Below are 17,303 nucleotides of genomic sequence, written 5' to 3' on the forward strand. Positions count from 1 at the left end.
AACTGCTCCTGGTCACCGACGGCCTGCTGGAGGGACGCGACGGCCCCACCGGCGAACGACTCGGCTGGGACGGCGTCCTCGCCGAGATCACCACCATCGACCCACCACCCGGCGACGACAGCCTCCCCGACGTCCTCATCGACCACATCGAACGACGCAACGGCGGACCACTCACCGACGACGTCGCGCTACTCCTCCTGAGAGGCCCGACCCCATGACGGAGGCGGCGGCCGTTCGTGCCTTCCGCGGGCATCACGGCTAGATTCATCTAGATACTTTGAGCTGGCCGGGGAGTCGAGATGACAGAATCGCGCGCGTTCGAGGACGTCCGCCTGGACATCGACGACCCGGTGGCGGTCGTCACGATCGACCGCCCCGAGAGCATGAACGCCTTCCGTGGCCGGACGCTGCGCGAGCTTCGGGAGGCGTTCTCACTCGCCGAGCACGACCGGCGGGTGGTCGGAATCGTGCTCACCGGCGCTGGCGACCGAGCCTTCTCCGCCGGCCTCGACGTCGCCGTCCTGCACGCGCAGGTCGCCCGGGACGGCGCCGCCGGCGTGGCGGGCGCGGCGGACGAGGGCTGGCGGGGGCCCTTCCCCGGCTCCCCGGCCATGGCCGACATGCAGCGGATGCTCACCTGGCCGCTGACGATCCGCAAACCGGTGATCGCCGCCGTGAACGGGGTGTGCGCCGGCGGGGCCTTCCTGCTCGCCGCGGCCTGCGACCTGCGGTTCGCCGCCGACACCGCGCGCTTCACGACGGTCTACTCCCGTCGCGGTCTCATCGCGGAACAGGGCATCAGCTGGCTGCTCCCCCGCCTCGTGGGGCCGGCCCACGCCCTCGATCTCCTGTGGTCATCCCGGACCATCCCCGCGCAGGAGGCGCTGGCCATCGGTTTCGCCCAGCGCGTCGTCGGGCCGGACCGCCTCCTGGACGAGTGCCGCGCGTACATCGCCGAGCTGGCCCGCGTCGCGTCACCGCACTCGATGATGGTGTCGAAACAGCTCGTCTACCAGCATCTTCAGCGGGCCCTCGGGGACGCCGTCGACCAGACCGACGCCCTCATGCGGACGGCCTTCGAGGGGACCGACCCCGTGGAGGGGGCGGTGTCGTTCCTGGAGCGCCGCGACCCCAGGTTCGAACGCCTCGACGTGCCCCCGCCCGTCTGAACCCGGCTCCCCGAACCCAGCTCGGGTGCCCTGGCTAACCGGACCGGGAGGCGCGGGGCTCGCGCACAGCCTCCAGGACCGACTCGACCGTCTCGGCCGGCGTGCCCGCCGGCAGGCCCAGCATGACCCGGTCGACCACGCCCTCGAAGCGGTCCCGGACCCGGTCCGCGAGCRTGTCGAGGGGCGCGACCACGACGAAGGCGTCAAGGATCTCGTCGTCGATCAGCCTGCCCATCGCCGCCCACTCCCCCCGCAGCGACAGCRCGCGCAGCTCGGGCTGCAGCTCGCCCCACCCGTGCAGGTCGAGGACCGCCCGGTAGGCGGGGGTCGACCCGTAGAAGGCGATCCGCTGGCGCATCGCGTCGGCGGCCGCCTCGACCTCGGCGGCCCCCCGCCCGGTGGCCACGAACGCCGGGCAGCAGACCTGGACGTCACCGCGGTCGCGACCGGCGCGGGTGACGCCGTCGAGCAGCGCCGGGAGGGTCGCCTCCTGGAGGTACCGGCGGGTCGTGAAGGCGTGGGTGTGCACGCCGTCCGCCACCTCGCCACACATCCGGGTCATCGCCGCGCCCACCGCCGCCACGAAGATCCTCGGATCACCGTGGGGATGCGGCTCGGGGACGAACGTCGGCGTCATCAGCTTGTGCGTGTAGAACTCGCCCTCGAAGCGCAACGGGGTTCCATCCCGCCAGCACGACCAGATCGCCCGCAGGGCGAGGACGAACTCCCGCATCCGGCCGACGGGCTTCCCCCACGGCATGCCGAACCGCTTCTCGATGTGCGGGCGCACCTGCGAGCCGAGCCCGAGGACGAACCGACCACCGGAGTACGCCTGCAGGTCCCACCCGAGCTGGGCGACCGACATCGGGTTACGCGCGAACGCCACCGCGATACAGGTCCCGATCTCGATTCGCGACGTGTGCTCGGCGGCGAGCACGAGCGGCAGGAACGGGTCGTGGTTCACCTCTCCGCACCACGCACCGTCATAGCCCCGGCGCTCCAGCGCGGCCGCCGCGGCCGGCACCTGCCCGAGCACGGACGGCAGTCCGCCATCGATCCTCATGGCACCCGACTCTAGCCAGGAGGCGCCGAACAGTTTAGATATATCTGGTTCGACGGGGCGGTGAGGGCGACGGGGGCGCCCGGTCGAGCCCGCCCCGATCCATGCCCGGTTCCCGCCGCGCCCAGGAGGGCGGATGGTCGGGTCGGGCCAGATCGGGGCGGGCGGGCGGTGCCCGGCGTTAGTCTTCGACGGGCGAGTTGCCCGTCGGCCGGTAAGGCAGCGTGGGGTTGCCGTGCTCGTCCAGCGTCGTCAGCAGGGTGCCGCGGACGCAGACCGCCGGCGTCAGCGCGTACGCCTTGCCGTTGCACCGGTAGGTCAGGCCGCCGCCGGCGGGCAGGGGCTTGTTCGGCGCCGACTTGATCTTCGCGACCATGGCCGCCGGCGTGAGGTCACCGGTGATGCCGTCGAGCGACGAGTACATGGCCATCATCGTCAGGTACACGGTCGCGCCCACCGAGTTGCTGAGGTCGATGTCGTGGCCGTAGGTCTCGGCGATCGCCTTCCACAGGTTCAGGTCCTTGTTGGAGTCGTCGCCGAGCGCCAGCGGCGAGCCCATCGACACGCCCTTGAGACGGCTTCCGATCGACTTGCGCGAGCTGTCGGTGACGCACTGGTTGAGGACGCTGATCGGGCCGGTGAAGTTCACCGCGCGCAGGCCGTCGAAGGCCGCGATGCAGAAGGCGTCGTTGCCGAGGATGTGCACCTCGGTGGGGGTGCCCGAGGCTACCCCCGCCAGCTGGGGGGTCATGTCGGCCGTGCCCGGCGGCACCTTGATCAGCTGCAGGTCGATGCCGGCGTCGGCGAACGTCTGCTTGCCGACGGCCTCGTAGAAGCCGGTGGCCTGCGGAACGTCGATGACGACGGCCGTCACCTTCTTGAGGTTGTGCTCCTTCGCGACCCCGATGGGCAGGTCGGCGAGGCCGGCGATCTGGCTGGCGAGCGCGAAGGTCGAGGTCGTGTCGAGCAGAGCGCCCGTCTCGGTGGTGCCGTAGGTGAAGACCGGGATGTTGGCGTCGTGCAGTGGCTTCCACACCTGAGCCATGGTCGTGATCTCGCCGAACACGGCCATCGAGACGTCCGCCTGGACCAGCTGGTTCGCGCAGTCGGCGRCCTTGCCCGGATCGGCCTGCGTCTGGCAGCTGACCAACTCGATCGGGTGGCCCGCGAGGCCGCCCCGATGCTCGTTCAGGTAGGCCGTGATGGCCTTGGCGGCCTCGATCTGGATGGTGTTGTCGAACGCCGGCGTCTGGCCGTCGCTGACCGTGCCGATCTTGATCGGCGTGCCGGTCGCCGCCTGCTTCGGGCCGAGCAGCGAGGCGTTCGCGCTGCCGCCGGAGCCATCGGAGCCGCCCGAACCGCCCGAGCCGCTATCCCCACACGCCGCGCCGACGAGCGCCAGCAGGGCTACAGCCGCCACCACCGCCACCCGTCGCGTTCCGGGCAGCCGGCCTAAGCCGGCGGGCCCACTGGTGTTATCCATGATTCTCCCTGGTGAGTCGACGGGCGTTGAGCCGCCCGGTAAGCGGTCGCCGAGAAGCAGGTGGCGAAAGATGTACCTCTTTTGGTCGCCTTCCCACCGGGGATCCCGCCGGGCGGCCGGCCACCGCCCACGCGGCGCCTGAGCGCCGCGGGCGGGACGCGAGCGGTCCGGCCAGGCACCTTGGGGCCCCACAGCCACTCCGGCTCCGATCTGGGCGCACCCTGCCACGCCCTCGATCGCCCGGAGTGTAAGGGATAACATGTAGACCTTTCCAACCTAGTTTTGGCGGTCCCGCCGGCCATGAACGATCATCTACCCGCGATGGACGCACGCCGGCGCACCTCTGCCACCGACCGTCACCAGCCTCGATGAGCTCGGCCCCGTCCTCGCCGCGACCCGCGGATCCGCCCCGTCACCGGATCCGCACGGGCGGCCAGGGGGTGGCCGCTCCGGGCGGGCGGAGGTACAGTCCGAGTCGGAAAGCCACACTTTTCAAGAGTTAAAGTACCGCTTCCCACCAGGTCGAGGAAGGCAATGACAGACTTGCGGCCGATCGACGCCGACAACCACTACTACGAGACCCTCGACGCGTTCACCCGCCACCTGGACCGTCAGTTCGCCCACCGCGGGGTTCAGGTCGTGCAGACCGGCAAGCGCGTCCAGATGCTCATGGGAGGCCGGGTCAACCGGTTCATCCCGAACCCGACGTTCGATCCGATCATCGTGYCGGGCTGTCTGGACCCGCTGTTTCGCGGCCAGATCCCGGACGGCGTCGACCCTCGCTCGCTGATGAAGGTCGAACCCCTCCCGGAGGAGTACCGCGACCGCGACAGGCGGGCCGACCTCGTCAAGCGGCAGGGCCTCGACGCCGTGCTGCTGTTCCCGACCCTCGGGTGCGGGGTCGAGGAGGCGCTCAGGGACGACATCGAGGCGACGATGGCCAGCCTGCATGCCTTCAACCGCTGGCTGGAGGAGGACTGGGGCTTCGACTACCGCGGCCGGATCGTCGGCGTCCCGATGCTCTCGCTAGCCGACCCGGCCGCCGCCGTCACCGAGATCGACAGCCTGCTCGAACGCGGAGGCCGGATGGTCCACGTGCGCCCAGCCCCGGTCCCGGCCGAGCACGGCACGTCGCGCTCGCTCGGCGACAAGCGCTACGACCCGGTCTGGGCCCGGCTGGCCGAGGCCGGCATCCCGGTGGCCTTCCACCTCGGCGACAGCGGCTACGAGGGCTACGTCGCGGCGCCATGGGGCGGCTCGGCGCGGTTCGAGGCGTACGGCAGCGTGAGCGTCCTGAGCCGAGTCCTGGTGGCCGACCGGGCCATCCAGGACACGATGGCCTCCCTCATCGTCGACGGCGTGTTCACCCGGCACCCCACCCTGCGCGTCGCCAGCATCGAGAACGGCTCGGACTGGGTGAAGCTGCTGGTCAAGGTGCTGCGCAAGCAGGCCAACCAGACGCCCTGGGCCTTCGCCGAGGACCCGCTGGACACCATCCGCGAGCACGTGTGGGTCACCCCCTACTACGAGGAGGACCTGCGCGCGCTCGCGGACCTGATCGGCGTCGACCGCGTCCTGTTCGGCTCCGACTGGCCACACGGCGAGGGTCTCGCCCAGCCCACCGACTTCACCAAGGAGCTCGACCTGTTCGACGAGGCCGAGATCCGCAAGATCATGCGAGACAACTGCCTCGACCTGCTCGGCTCGCCGCGCGCGTAAGCCCGCGCCCGCGGCGGACCGGACCGCCGCCGCTATCGATGGCTGGTACGGCCACTTTCATAGATGGAGTATGGCGATTTACCTGAGGCGCCATACTCCAGCCAGGGTCGCCGGGTGGAGGCCGAAGAGTCGGGAGAACCGGGACACCGCGACGGACGCCAGGAGGACGATGTTCACCCAGACAGCGGACCAGGACCTGCTCGAGACGACCACCGAGCAGTACCTCGCCGCCACCTATCCCCCTGCGCGCATACGTGAGCTGTCGCGGCGGGACTCGACGTTCGACCCGGCGCTGTGGCGGCAGGGCGCGGAGCTTGGCTGGACGACCCCGTTGGTGCCGGAGGCCGCCGGCGGTGGCTCGGTGAGCGGCAACGGCCTCGCGGACCTGCTCGCGGTCGCGTTCCAGTTCGGGCGGCATGCCGCGCCCGGCCCGCTGATCGGGACGAACGTGGTCGCCGCGGCGCTGGGCAGGTGGGGATCGAAGGAGCTGCACGGGGGGCCGCTCGCCGAGCTGCTCGACGGCGACGCCACCGCCGCCTGGGCGCACGCGCCGTGGACGGGGTCGCGCGCCGGCGCGACGGTGCGCGCCAGCCGCTCGGGCGGCGGTGTCGTCCTCGACGGGACGGTGCCCTGCGTCGAGAGCGGAGCGCCGAAGGGCTATCTCCTGGTCGCCGCCACGGCCGACGAGGACGCCGCGCGGACGCACTACCTCGTCCCGTTCGACGCACCCGGAGTAGAGACCGCCCCGCTGGGCGGCCTCGACCTCACCCGACGCCATCTCGCCATGACGTTACGCGCAGTTGTCGTACCGGCGACCTCGCGGGTGGGCGAACCCGGYAGCGCCGACGACCACGACGAGCTGCTGCTCGATCTCACCGCCGTGCTGCAGGCCGGCGAGATCGTCGGCGCGATGGAGCGCGCGTTCGCCATGACCCTGCAGTGGACGCGCGACCGGTACTCCTTCGGCCGCCCGCTCGGGTCGTACCAGGAGATCAAGCATCGGATGGCCGACCTGCGCACCCAGCTCGAGGCGAGCGCGGCCGTCGCCGAGAAGGCCGCGCGGCGCGTCGGCGAGGACGGGCGCGACGCCCGGACCTGGGCGAGCGCCGCCAAGGCGCACGTCGGGCGGGCGGGCCCGGAGGTGATCCAGGACTGCGTCCAGCTGCACGGCGGCATCGGCGTCACCTTCGAGCACGACCTGCACCTCTACCTGCGCCGGGCCACGGTCGACGCGCAGCTGTTCGGAACGCCGGCCTACTTCACCGAACGACTCGTACGGCTGACCGAGGCCACCGTGGACGGTGGGAGATGAGCGAGACCGTGATCGACGTCGACGCGTTCGCGGCGCGCGCCCGCGGCTGGCTGGCCGAGAACCTCCCGCCGGCCGATCCCGCGAAGGACACCTTCTTCCTCTACGCCGCCACCCACCCGACCGACGAGGAGGTGCTGGCGCGCGCCGCGACGTGCCGCGAGCTGCAGCGCCGGCTCTTCGACGGCGGGTTCGCCGGCATCTGCGTGCCCAGGCAGTACGGCGGGCAGGGGCTGACGCCGGCGCACCAGGCCGCGTTCAACCGGGAGATCAAGGGCTACGACTACCCGGCGGAGATCCAGGCGTCGACCTTCATCCCGTGCATGGCGATCCTGCTGGAGTTCGGGACCGAACAGCAGAAGCTGCGCCACGTCCCGGCGATGCTGCGCGGCGAGGAGATCTGGGTCCAGCTCCTGTCCGAGCCCGGCGGCGGGTCCGACGCCGCCGGCGCGGTCACCACCGCCACCCGCGACGGCAACGGCTGGGTCCTCAACGGCTCGAAGATCTGGACCACCTCCGGCTGGTGGGGCGACTGGGCGCTCTGCCTGGCCCGGACGAACTGGGACGTCGAGAAGCACCGCGGCCTGACCGTGTTCAGCCTGCCGATGTCCGCCCCCGGCCTGGCGATCCGTCAGATCGAGCTCGTGAACGGCTCGAAGGACTTCTGCCAGGAGTTCCTCACCGACGTCGTCGTCCCCGACTCCGACCGGATCGGCGAGGTCGACGCCGGCTGGAACGTCATGACGCGCTGGCTGTACCACGAGCGCACCATCTCCGGCGGCTCCCCCTACGTGACCGGTGGCGGCAACCGGCGGGGCGACGGCCCGTACGAGCCCGCCACCATGATCGAGGCCGCCCGCCGGCTCGGCACGATCGACGACAGCGGCACCCGAGCCCTCATCGGTGAGGCCCGTACGGGCGCCCTGGTCCAGCGAGCCCTCGTCGAGTCCGTCACCCGCGGGATGGCCACCGGCAGGCTTCCCCATCACGCCGCCGCGATGACCAGGCTGTTCGGTGGCACGGCGAACGCCCGCCTCGCCGCGATCGCGACCGAGCTGTACGGCGACGCCGGGGTGGTCTGGTCGCCGGACGAGGAGACGTCCGCCCAGGTCGGGCTCGGCTACCTGATCCGACAGGCCGCCTGCATCGGCGGCGGTACCACCGAGATGGCCCGCAACGTCATCGCCGAACGGCTGCTCGGCCTGCCCCGCGAGCACCGCGCCGACGCCGGCGCCTTCCGCGACGTCCCACGAGGCCCCCAGGCGAGCGGCACCCACTGACCGCGTGGCCCCGACCCGGCTTGGCTACGGCCGGTCTTGCGGATAGAAACGTCTATATCTCTTCGCCCCTCGTACGGAGGCTGCCATGGCGGCGCGACCCACCCTGGACCACGCCGGCCTCGCGCCGGTGTACCGCGACGACCCCCGCCTCGCGCCGCTCATCGGCCCAGGAGGCCCGTTCGAGGTCGAGAACATCGTGCTGGACGGCATCCCGCTGCGGGACTACGTCCGCGCGCCGCGCACCATCGTCGACGTCTTCCGGGCCGGCGCGGCGCACGAGGCGCTCGTCAACGTCGTCTACGAGGGCGAGCGGCTCACCTTCGCCGACGTGCGCGACCGGGCGCGCAGCGTGGCCCGCGAGCTGCGGTCGACGTTCGAGGTCCGCCCGGGCGACCGGGTCGGGATCGCCATGCGCAACCTGCCCGAGTTCGTGGTCGGGTTCTGGGCGGCCGCCCTGGCCGGGGCGGTCGTCGTGCCGCTGAACTCCTGGTGGGCGGGCGGCGAGCTGACGTACGCCTTACGCGACGCCGGCGTCTCGGTGCTGTTCGCCGACGACGACCGGTGCGAGCGGATCCGCTCGGCAGGCCGGCCCGAGGGCCTGGCCCTGGTCGGGGTGCGCACGGACGCCGGCGACGTCGCCTTCGACGAGCTGACGGCCGGAACGCCGCTTCCGGACGAAGAGTTCGCCCAGCTCGACCGGGACGACCCGGTGACGCTCCTCTACACGTCCGGCACCACCGGACGCCCGAAGGGAGCGCTCAACACCAACCGAGGCACGATCACCAACCTCTGGAACATGGCCTTCGCCAGCGCGCGGGAGGCCATCATCGCCGGCCGCCGCCCGGCGCCGGCCCGCCAGTCGGTGACGATCTCCACCGCGCCGCTGTTCCACATCGGCGGGGTGTCGGCCATCGTCGGGGGTCCGCTCGGCGGCGGCAAGATGGTGCTGATGCGCCGCTGGGACATCCAGCAGTGGGCGCGGCTCGCCGTCGACGAGCAGGTGACGGCGCTCGGCGGCGTCCCGGCGGTCGCCCGCCAGATCCTCGAGCATCCGGGCGTCGGCGAGCTGGGGCTGGACGTGCGGCTGTTCTCCATCGGCGGCGCCGCGGTCCCGCCCGACCTGGTGACGCTCGCGACCCAGGTGTTCGGCGCGGACGTCGCGCTGCTGAACGGCTACGGCCTCACCGAGACCACCTCCGCCGTGGTCACGAACGTCGGCGTCGAGTTCGTCGCCCACCCCGACAGCGTCGGGCGACCCAACCTGACCGCCGACGTCTTGGTCATCGATGCCGACGGCACGCCCCTCGACCCCGGCGACGTCGGCGAGATCTGCTTCCGCTCGCCGCAGGTCGCGCGCGGCTACTGGAACGACGACGACGCGACCAAGGCCTCGTTCCAGGACGGCTGGTTCCACTCGGGCGACCTCGGCTACCTCGACGCCGAGGGTTTCGTCCACGTCGTCGACCGCCTGAAGGACGTCGTCATCCGCGGCGGCGAGAACGTCTACTGCGCGGAGGTCGAGGCTGTCCTGCACGAGCACCCTGACGTGGTGGAGGCCGCGGTCGTCGGGATCGACGACCGGGCGCTGGGCGAGCGGGTCTGCGCCGTGGTGGTCCCGCGTCCTGGCACCCGGCCGACCCTGGCGAGCCTGCGGGAGTTCGCGGCCGGCCGCCTCGCCGCCTTCAAGTGCCCGGAAGCGCTGGTCGTCCTGGCCGAGCTTCCGACGACCGCCACCGGGAAGATCGCCAAGACCGCCCTGCGCGCCCAGGTGGCCGCCTCCGCCGCCGAACGGACCTGGTAGCCGACGCAGTCACACCGCCGACCGCCCCGAAGGACTGATCGGCGTCCTCATCCTCCTGGCCCAGGACAGCTCCCCGCAGGAAACGAACGTCAGGCTTCACCGTCCAGACAGCCCCGTGGCGACACCCTGGCCAGGAACGAAATGAGGTGCGGACATGAGCGAGACAACGATCCAGACAGCCCAGGCGACGACGGAGACCGCGGAAGCGACGCAGACCGCGGAGGCGACGGAGGCGGCCCACCGGCGCGAGACCTTCCGCATCGCCGACGCGCCGTCGCTGCACGAGAGCGGGATGATGTCGACGCCGGTCATGACCCCGGAGGCGCCCGAGCAGTTCATGGAGTGGGTGTCCGGTGGTGGCCAGGTCGTCAAGGTGCTGTTCGGTGACCCCGAGGCCGGCGGGATCAGCCTGGTGTGGTCACGGTTCGCCCCGGGCTACGTGCTCCCGCGCCATTCCCACAGCGCCGACTGCCTCTACTACGTGACCCGTGGCGAGCTGCGCATGGGCAGGACCGTGCTGGGCGAGGGCGACGGGTTCTTCCAGCCGGCGGACCGCCCGTACACCTACACGGCGGGCCCGGACGGCGTCGAGATCCTCGAGTTCCGCACCAGCAGCCCCTTCGACATGAAGATCACCGAGAGCCTGCCCGGCTGGGGACGCGTCCTGGAGGCGGTGCGCGCCAACCGCGACCAGTGGGCGGCGCAGCCGCAGGCCTGAAGCCTGCCCRGCGCCATGCCCTTCCCCGCGCGTTCCGCGACACCAAGACGACTCCGCGGCACCAAAACAGTGAGGCTCCCCGCTCGCCTCGACRGCCAGCGCGATACGGGCCGAAAGACGGCGGAGAGGGCTTACCTACCGATGAGAGGAGACCGGCGATGACCCGCGCCATGGACTGTCTGGTAAATGTCGACTTCGGCGATGTGAAGAAGCAGCCCGACTGGATGGTCCGCGTCAAGGAGGACTACTTCAAGGGCGGCGACGACTTCTTCAAGAGCCCCGAACTGCCCGAGCTGCTGGACGACATGGACGCGAACGGCGTCGAGCGGGCGATCCTCATCGCCAAGGTCGGGAAGACCGACGGGCGGGCGTTCCAGTTCGCCGAGGCCCGCCCCGACCGCTTCGCCCTCGCGATCGGCGGCTTCAACCTGYTGCGCCCCATGCCTGCGGTCCGTGCCCTGGAGTCCTACGCCCGCGACTACCCCGTCGTGTGCACCAACGTCGGCCCCAGTTTCTGGGGCGACGGCATGTACCCACCCACCGACCCGGTCTACTACCCGATCTACACGAAGTGCTGCGAGCTCGACCTGCCGCTGTGCGTCAACACCGGCATCCCCGGCCCGCCGCTGCCGGCCGAGCCCCAGAACCCGATCCACCTCGACCGGGTCTGCTACCGCTTCCCCGAGCTGAAGCTGTGCATGATCCACGGCGCCGACCCCTGGTGGGACACCGCCATCCGCCTGATGATCAAGTACCGGAACCTGCGGCTGATGACGTCGGCGTGGTCGCCGAAGCGGCTGCCGGCCTCGCTGCTGCACTTCATGTCCACCCGCGGCAAGGACCGGGTCATCTTCGCCTCCGACTACCCCGTCCTGTCCTTCAAACGCACCCTCACCGAAGCCGCCGCCCTCGACCTCACCGACGAGGTCCGCGACAACTGGCTCTACGCCAACGCCAACGCCTTCTTCTTCGGAGAGAAGTCCGGCTCATGACCGATCTGTACTGGGACCCGATCGCTCCCGAACTGCGCGACGACCCGTATCCGCTCTGGCGGCGGTTACGGGACGAGGCGCCGGTGTACCGCAACGACCAGTTCGACTTCTACGCGCTGTCCCGCTTCGAGGACATCGAGGCGGCCCACCGTGACGCCGAGACGTTCAGCTCGAGCCACGGCACCACCCTCGAGACGATGGCGCCGGAGCCCCAGGACACGGCGATGATGATCTGGCTCGACCCGCCCAAGCACACGACGCTGCGCAAACTGGTGTCGCGCGCGTTCACCGTCCGCCGGGTGACGGCGCTGGAGGAGCGCATCCGCGAGATCTGCGCGGAACTCCTCGACCCCCGGATCGGCTCCGGCGGTTTCGACTACGTCCAGGACTTCTCCGCGATCCTCCCGCCGACGGTCATCTCGATCCTGCTCGGCGTCCCCGGCAGCGAGCGCGACGAGCTGCGCCACATCGTCGACGACGTCTTCCACATGGAGGAGGGCGTCGGCATGGCGAACGAGGTGTCGCTGAACGCGCTGACCGAGCTCGGGCTGCGCCTCGGGGCGCACTTCGCCGACCGGCGCACGCATCCGCGCGACGACGTCTTCACCGATCTGGTGAACGCCGAGGTCGCCGACGAGGTGACGGGCGAGCCGCGCCGGCTCACGGACGTGGAGCTGGCCAGCTTCGCGATCCTGCTGTTCAGCGCCGGCAGCGAGACCGTGGCCCGCCACCTCGGCTGGGCCGCGAGCGTACTCGACGAGTACCCCGACCAGCGGGCCGAACTGGCACGCGACCCCGCGCTGATCCCGGGCGCGATCGAGGAGATCCTTCGCTACGAGCCGCCGTCGCCGGTGAACGCCCGCTGGACGAACCACGACGTCACCCTGCGGGACGCGACGATCCCGGCGGGATCCCGCGTCATCCTCATCACCGGCTCCGCCGGCCGCGACGAGCGGAAGTACCCGAACCCCGACGTGCTCGACGTCCACCGCAAGGTCGACCTGCACATGACCTTCGGCTACGGCATCCACTTCTGCCTCGGAGCGGCACTCGCCCGCCGCGAGGGCCGCATCGGCCTGGAGGAGACGCTGCGGCGGTGGCCGCAGTGGTCGGTCGACCGCGCCGCCACCGAGATGCTCTACACCAGCACCGTCCGCGGCCCGCTGCGCCTGCCCATCCGCGTCTGACGGCCGGGCCGCCGTAGGCCGCGATCGCGGCCTACGCTTCCGGCCTTCATCTCCCGTATTGAATACATTATCAACAAGGAGATGACGTCTCGAACAAGGAGATGGCGTCTCAGAGGAAGGAGCGCACGATGGCGGAGGACGAGTTCCGGGCGCGCTACGGGCCGTGGGTCGTGGTGGCCGGCGCTTCGATGGGGATCGGCGCCGCGCTGTCGCACGAGGCCGCCCGGCGGGGCTTACACGTGGTGCTGCTCGCCCGGGGCAAGGACCAGCTCGAGGCGACCGCGGCCGAGGTCGCCGCCCAGCACGGCGTCGAGGTACGGACGATCGCGGCCGACCTGGCGTCGCCCGACATCGGTGAGGTCGTGGCCGAGGCGACGAAGGACCTCGACGTCGGCCTCTTCGTCTACAACGCCGCGGTCGGGCCGAACAGCCGGTTCATCGACGGCGACCTCGACCTGCACCTGCTGTCCGTCGACGTCAACTGCCGCACGCCGGTGATCCTGTGTCACCACTTCGGCCGCCGGCTGGTCGAGCGCGGCCGGGGCGGCATCGTGATGATCAGCTCGATGGGCGGCACCCAGGGTGCGGTCAACTTCAGCACCTACAACGCCGGCAAGGGATTCCAGTGGATCCTCACCGAGTCCCTGTGGACCGAGCTGGCCGACCGCGGCGTGGACGCCGTCAACGTCTTCGTCGGCGCCACGTCCTCGCCCAACTACAACTCGTTCCAGGAGACGCTGGACCCCGAGCTGTGCGGCCGCGTCGACACGGACGACCCGCTCGACCGGGCCCGCTCGCGGCTGATGCGGCCCAGCAGCCCCGAAGAGGTGGCGACCGCGTCCTATGACGGTCTCGGCCGGGGACCGGTGGCCTACACCCACCCCGACGACGCGTTCGTGTCCCAGCGGTGCTTCGCGCTGCCCCGGGACGAGGCGACGCTGGTGTGGCGGGCGCTGCAGGAGACCTCCACCCGGCGCCCCGACCGGGTCGCCCGGTGAGCCGGCGCCTGCGGGTCGTCCAGTGGACGACCGGCAAGACGGGCAGCGCGGCGGTACGCGGCATGGTCGACCATCCGGTGCTCGACCTCGTCGGCTGCTACGCCCACTCCGCCGACAAGGTCGGCCGCGACGTCGGCGAGCTGTGCGGGATCGACCCGATCGGCGTCACCGCCACCGACGACGTCGACGCGCTCCTTGCCCTCGAGCCCGACTGCGTCTCCTACATGGCGTACCGGCCGAACTTCGACCATCTGGAACGGATCCTCGAGTCCGGCGCCAACGTCGTGTCGACGATGTACATGATGGCCGGCTTCGGCTACGGCGAGCAGRCCACCCACCGGCTGCGCGACGCCTGCCTGCGGGGCGGCTCGTCGCTCTACGCGTCGGGCATCTACCCCGGCCACGCGCCGATGGTCGCCCTCGCCGCGAGCGCCATGTGCAGCCGCGTCGAGCGCCTCTCGATCCTCGAGTCGCTCGACATCTCCGGCTACGCCAACGAGCAGATGTTCCGCGCCCAGGGCTTCGACCTCGACCCCGACGACCCGGCCGCCCGGGAGGBGTGCGAGGCGTCGTGCGGCTCGTTCAAGGACCAGATCCCCGTGCTCGCCAGGGCGCTCGGCGTGCRGATCGACGGCGTCGGCTTCCGCGTCGAGTTCGCCACCGCCAACCAGGACACCGATTTCGGCTACATGACCGTGAAGAAGGGTCGCATCGCCGGCTTCAAGGGCACTGTGTCGGGCGACAAGGACGGGCGCTCACTGATCGAGTGCAGCTTCGTCTGGAAACTCGGCGAGGACATGACGCCGAACTGGCCGGTCACCCACGGCTATGTGATCGAGCTCGACGGCGTGCCGGGCGTCCGGGTCCGGCTGGAGCCGCAGGGCGACCACCTCGACGGCACCGTCACCACCGCCATGCCCGCCGTCAACGCCATCCCGCTGGTGTGCGCCGCGCAGCCGGGAATCGTGAACCTGATGGACCTGCCGCTGGTCCGCGCCGCCGGCCAGTTCCGGCCATGATCGGGGACCTGCTGCGGCTCGACGGCCGCACTGTCGTCGTCGCGGGCGCCGGGGGCGGCGGCATCGGCACGGCGGTGTGCGCGGCGGCCGCCGAGCTCGGGGCCAGTGTCGTCGGCCTCGACGTCGACAAGGCCGCGCTGGCCGCGGCCGAGGCGGCCGTCCACGGCCCGTTCCGCGGCGTGGTCGTGGACGTGCGCGTGAAGGACGAGGTCGACGCCGCGTTCGCCGACGCGGTCGCGACGTTCGGCTCGGCCGACGGGCTGGTGCACGTGGTCGGCGGCCAGCGGCCCCGGCACTGGCAGCCAGCCGACGACTTCCCGCTCGCCGACCTCGACGAGGTCCTCGACCTCAACCTGCGCTCGGCGCTGCTCACCAGCCAGGCCGCCGCCCGGGCGATGACCACGGCGGGCCGGGGCGGCAGCATCGTGCACATCGCGTCGGTCGCCGCGTTCTTCGCGGCGCCGTACAGCCTCGCCTACAGCGCGGCCAAGGCCGCGCTCGTCTCCCTCACGAGGACGACCGCCGCCGAGTGGGGCCCACGCGGCATCCGCGTCAACGCCGTCGCGACCGGCACCATCCGCACCCCGCACAGCCGCGGCAACGACGCCGCCGACCAGGCCCGCGACGCCGTGCTCGCCCTGCGACGGCGCGGTACGCCGCGCGAGCTGGCCGGTGCCGTGATGTTCCTGCTCAGCGACCTCGCCGGCTTCGTCACCGGCCACACCCTCACGGTCGACGGCGGCTCCACCATCCGCCCCTCCTACCTCGGGCCGGACGACGTCCCGGTCTTCATGGAGGACGGCGACCTACGCCAAAGACTGCTCCAGGACCAGGCACGGAGGACCAGCTGATGGCCGAGTCCGGCACCGACACACGGGCGGCGTTGCTGGCGTCCGGGTCGTACTTCGAGGTCGTCGACGAGGATGTCCGCGGCGTCCGGATGCCCGTGTTCCGCCACCGCGCCCGGTCGCTGCGCGAGCTCCTCGACCGGACCGCCGGGTTCGGCGAGCGGACCTATCTCGTCGACGGCGACGTGCGGCTCAGCTTCGCCACCCACCTGGCACACGTCGACGCCCTGGCCGCCGCTCTGCGGGACAGGTTCGGGCTGCGCCAGGGTGACCGCGTCGCGATCTATGCCGCGAACCGCTGGGAGTGGGTCGTCGCCTTCTGGGCCGTCGCGACGACCGGCGCGATCCCCGCCGCCTTCAACAGCTGGTGGACGCCGGACGAGTTCGCCCACGCCTCGGCGCTGGTCGAGCCGGCGCTGGTCATCGGCGACGCGCCGCGGCTGGCCCGGGCGGCGCAGGCCGCGGGCACGCTCCCACTGCTGGACCTCGACGAGGTGCCCGGCCTCGCCCGGGCGCACCGCGGCGCGCGGCCGGCGCCGGTGACGGTCGACGAGGACGACCCGGCGGTTCTCATCTTCACCAGCGGCACCACCGGCCGGCCCAAGGCCGTCAGCACCGCGCACCGGGGGCTGTGCGGCCTGGAGCAGGTCAACAGGTTCACCGAGATGCTGGCGATGGTCGCCCTGGGCCGGCCGGTCCCGGCGTCCGTCGACGACCTGCCCGTCCGCGACGACGTCGTGCTCGTGACCTCGCCGCTGTTCCACACCTCGATGCTCTACGGCGTCGTGCTGCGCGCGGCCGCGGCCGGCACGGCGGGCGTCCTGCTGCCGGGACGCTTCGACCCCGAGCGCGTGCTCGCCACGATCGAACGGGAGCGGGTCACCAGCTGGCTCGCGCTGGGCAGCGCGGCCCCCCGGGTCTGCGCCTTCCCGGGCCGCGACCGGTTCGACACGACCAGCCTGCGCCACATGGGCGTCGGCGGCGCCCCCGTCAGCCCCGCCGTCCAGGGTTCGATCCGGGAGACCTTCCCCGGGGTGGCCCGGACCCTCAGCATCGGCTACGCGAGCACCGAGAGCGTCGCGGTCGTCGCCAACCTCAGCGGACCGGCCCTCGAACGGCACCCCGCCTCCACCGGCCGGGCGAGCGTGACCACCGAGGTCGAGCTGCGCGACCCCTACGGCGCGCCGGTGCCCGACGGCACGCTGGGCGAGGTGCACGTCCGCAGCCCCTACCTCATGCTCGGCTACTGGAACGATCCCAAGGCCTCGTCCGAGGTGCTCAAGGACGGCGGCTGGCTGGCGATGGGTGACGTCGGCCGGCTCGTCGACGGCCTGCTGTACATCGACAGCCGGGCCCGCGACCTGATCCTCGTCAGCGCCGAGAACGTCACGCCGACCGAGGTCGAGCACCGGCTGGAGGCGCACCCCGACGTGGTCGAGGCCGCCGTCTTCGCCGTCGACGACGACCTGACCGGCGACGCGGTCTGCGCAGCCGTCGTCGCCGGTCCGGACGCGAAGCTGGACGAGGGCGACCTGGCCGCCTGGTGCCGGTCCGCCCTCGCGCACTACAAGGTGCCGACCCGCTGGCACCTCGCCCACGACCCGCTCCCCCGCACGGCCACCGGCAAGCTGCTCAAGCACGTCATCCGCGCCCAGGTCACCGGGACACGACCGTCCGCCCCCCAAGGAGGGGATGACGGGAACAGGGGCCTCTGAACCGC

The 17,303-nt window shown here is 71.6% G+C and carries 15 protein-coding genes; 13 read left to right on the forward strand and 2 right to left on the reverse strand.

Annotated elements, in window-relative coordinates; all coding sequences use genetic code 11:
* A partial coding sequence (locus BCD49_RS39400; protein WP_158072993.1) for a SpoIIE family protein phosphatase occupies nucleotides 1-218 on the forward strand: 218 nt, incomplete at its 5' end.
* Between the two features lie 81 nt (nucleotides 219-299).
* Nucleotides 300-1,169 carry an enoyl-CoA hydratase-related protein gene (locus BCD49_RS39405; protein WP_007511189.1) on the forward strand — a complete coding sequence of 290 codons (870 nt, stop codon included), beginning with the start codon at nucleotides 300-302 and terminating at the stop codon, nucleotides 1,167-1,169.
* 34 nt (nucleotides 1,170-1,203) lie between these two features.
* On the opposite strand, the gene BCD49_RS39410 is transcribed toward BCD49_RS39405, so the two are convergent.
* Entirely contained in the window at nucleotides 1,204-2,232 is a 1,029-nt protein-coding gene (locus tag BCD49_RS39410) for an LLM class F420-dependent oxidoreductase (protein ID WP_071042531.1), read from the reverse strand.
* A gap of 178 nt (nucleotides 2,233-2,410) precedes the next feature.
* Complete coding sequence (locus BCD49_RS39415) at nucleotides 2,411-3,712, reverse strand: ABC transporter substrate-binding protein (protein WP_071042532.1); 1,302 nt, start codon at nucleotides 3,710-3,712, stop codon at nucleotides 2,411-2,413.
* Nucleotides 3,713-4,246: 534 nt separating this feature from the next.
* Here BCD49_RS39415 and BCD49_RS39420 point away from each other — a divergent pair.
* From BCD49_RS39420 to BCD49_RS39470, 11 genes are all read left to right on the forward strand, one after another.
* Nucleotides 4,247-5,431, forward strand: a complete 1,185-nt coding sequence (locus BCD49_RS39420; RefSeq protein ID WP_071042533.1) for an amidohydrolase family protein — start codon at nucleotides 4,247-4,249, stop codon at nucleotides 5,429-5,431.
* Nucleotides 5,432-5,600: 169 nt separating this feature from the next.
* The gene (locus BCD49_RS39425) at nucleotides 5,601-6,743 is read left to right on the forward strand and encodes an acyl-CoA dehydrogenase family protein (protein WP_007511185.1); all 1,143 of its coding nucleotides are present in this window, start codon (nucleotides 5,601-5,603) and stop codon (nucleotides 6,741-6,743) included.
* A complete protein-coding gene (locus BCD49_RS39430) occupies nucleotides 6,740-8,020 on the forward strand; it encodes an acyl-CoA dehydrogenase family protein (protein WP_007511184.1) in 1,281 nt (426 codons plus the stop codon). The genes BCD49_RS39425 and BCD49_RS39430 overlap by 4 nt, the downstream gene beginning before the upstream one ends.
* A gap of 85 nt (nucleotides 8,021-8,105) precedes the next feature.
* Nucleotides 8,106-9,821, forward strand: coding sequence for a class I adenylate-forming enzyme family protein (locus tag BCD49_RS39435; protein WP_007511183.1), 1,716 nt, complete (start codon nucleotides 8,106-8,108; stop codon nucleotides 9,819-9,821).
* A gap of 154 nt (nucleotides 9,822-9,975) precedes the next feature.
* Complete coding sequence (locus BCD49_RS39440) at nucleotides 9,976-10,539, forward strand: cupin domain-containing protein (protein ID WP_007511182.1); 564 nt, start codon at nucleotides 9,976-9,978, stop codon at nucleotides 10,537-10,539.
* Nucleotides 10,540-10,697: 158 nt separating this feature from the next.
* Complete coding sequence (locus BCD49_RS39445; RefSeq protein WP_007511181.1) at nucleotides 10,698-11,531, forward strand: amidohydrolase family protein; 834 nt, start codon at nucleotides 10,698-10,700, stop codon at nucleotides 11,529-11,531.
* Complete coding sequence (locus tag BCD49_RS39450; protein WP_007511180.1) at nucleotides 11,528-12,718, forward strand: cytochrome P450; 1,191 nt, start codon at nucleotides 11,528-11,530, stop codon at nucleotides 12,716-12,718. Before BCD49_RS39445 ends, BCD49_RS39450 begins: the two co-directional genes overlap by 4 nt.
* Before the next feature lie 128 nt (nucleotides 12,719-12,846).
* Entirely contained in the window at nucleotides 12,847-13,716 is an 870-nt protein-coding gene (locus BCD49_RS39455) for an SDR family NAD(P)-dependent oxidoreductase (RefSeq protein WP_007511179.1), read from the forward strand.
* On the forward strand, nucleotides 13,713-14,735 hold the full coding sequence (locus BCD49_RS39460; RefSeq protein WP_071042534.1) for an NAD(P)H-dependent amine dehydrogenase family protein: 1,023 nt from the start codon (nucleotides 13,713-13,715) through the stop codon (nucleotides 14,733-14,735). The genes BCD49_RS39455 and BCD49_RS39460 overlap by 4 nt, the downstream gene beginning before the upstream one ends.
* Nucleotides 14,732-15,586 (forward strand): SDR family NAD(P)-dependent oxidoreductase, encoded by an 855-nt coding sequence (locus BCD49_RS39465; protein WP_007511177.1) that lies wholly within the window; start codon nucleotides 14,732-14,734, stop codon nucleotides 15,584-15,586. Before BCD49_RS39460 ends, BCD49_RS39465 begins: the two co-directional genes overlap by 4 nt.
* On the forward strand, nucleotides 15,586-17,298 hold the full coding sequence (locus BCD49_RS39470; RefSeq protein WP_007511175.1) for a class I adenylate-forming enzyme family protein: 1,713 nt from the start codon (nucleotides 15,586-15,588) through the stop codon (nucleotides 17,296-17,298). Before BCD49_RS39465 ends, BCD49_RS39470 begins: the two co-directional genes overlap by 1 nt.
* Nucleotides 17,299-17,303 lie beyond the last annotated feature (5 nt).

The organism is Pseudofrankia sp. EUN1h (genome assembly GCF_001854645.1).
GTDB classification, from domain to species: Bacteria; Actinomycetota; Actinomycetes; order Frankiales; family Frankiaceae; genus Pseudofrankia; species Pseudofrankia saprophytica.

What these genes read in the sequence shown, in the direction of transcription:
- BCD49_RS39405 (WP_007511189.1), top strand. Translation starts at nt 300, where the DNA reads ATGACAGAATCGCGCGCGTTCGAGGACGTCCGCCTGGACATCGACGAC.
- BCD49_RS39430 (WP_007511184.1), top strand. Translation starts at nt 6,740, where the DNA reads ATGAGCGAGACCGTGATCGACGTCGACGCGTTCGCGGCGCGCGCCCGC.
- BCD49_RS39435 (WP_007511183.1), top strand. Translation starts at nt 8,106, where the DNA reads ATGGCGGCGCGACCCACCCTGGACCACGCCGGCCTCGCGCCGGTGTAC.
- BCD49_RS39440 (WP_007511182.1), top strand. Translation starts at nt 9,976, where the DNA reads ATGAGCGAGACAACGATCCAGACAGCCCAGGCGACGACGGAGACCGCG.
- BCD49_RS39450 (WP_007511180.1), top strand. Translation starts at nt 11,528, where the DNA reads ATGACCGATCTGTACTGGGACCCGATCGCTCCCGAACTGCGCGACGAC.
- BCD49_RS39455 (WP_007511179.1), top strand. Translation starts at nt 12,847, where the DNA reads ATGGCGGAGGACGAGTTCCGGGCGCGCTACGGGCCGTGGGTCGTGGTG.
- BCD49_RS39465 (WP_007511177.1), top strand. Translation starts at nt 14,732, where the DNA reads ATGATCGGGGACCTGCTGCGGCTCGACGGCCGCACTGTCGTCGTCGCG.
- BCD49_RS39470 (WP_007511175.1), top strand. Translation starts at nt 15,586, where the DNA reads ATGGCCGAGTCCGGCACCGACACACGGGCGGCGTTGCTGGCGTCCGGG.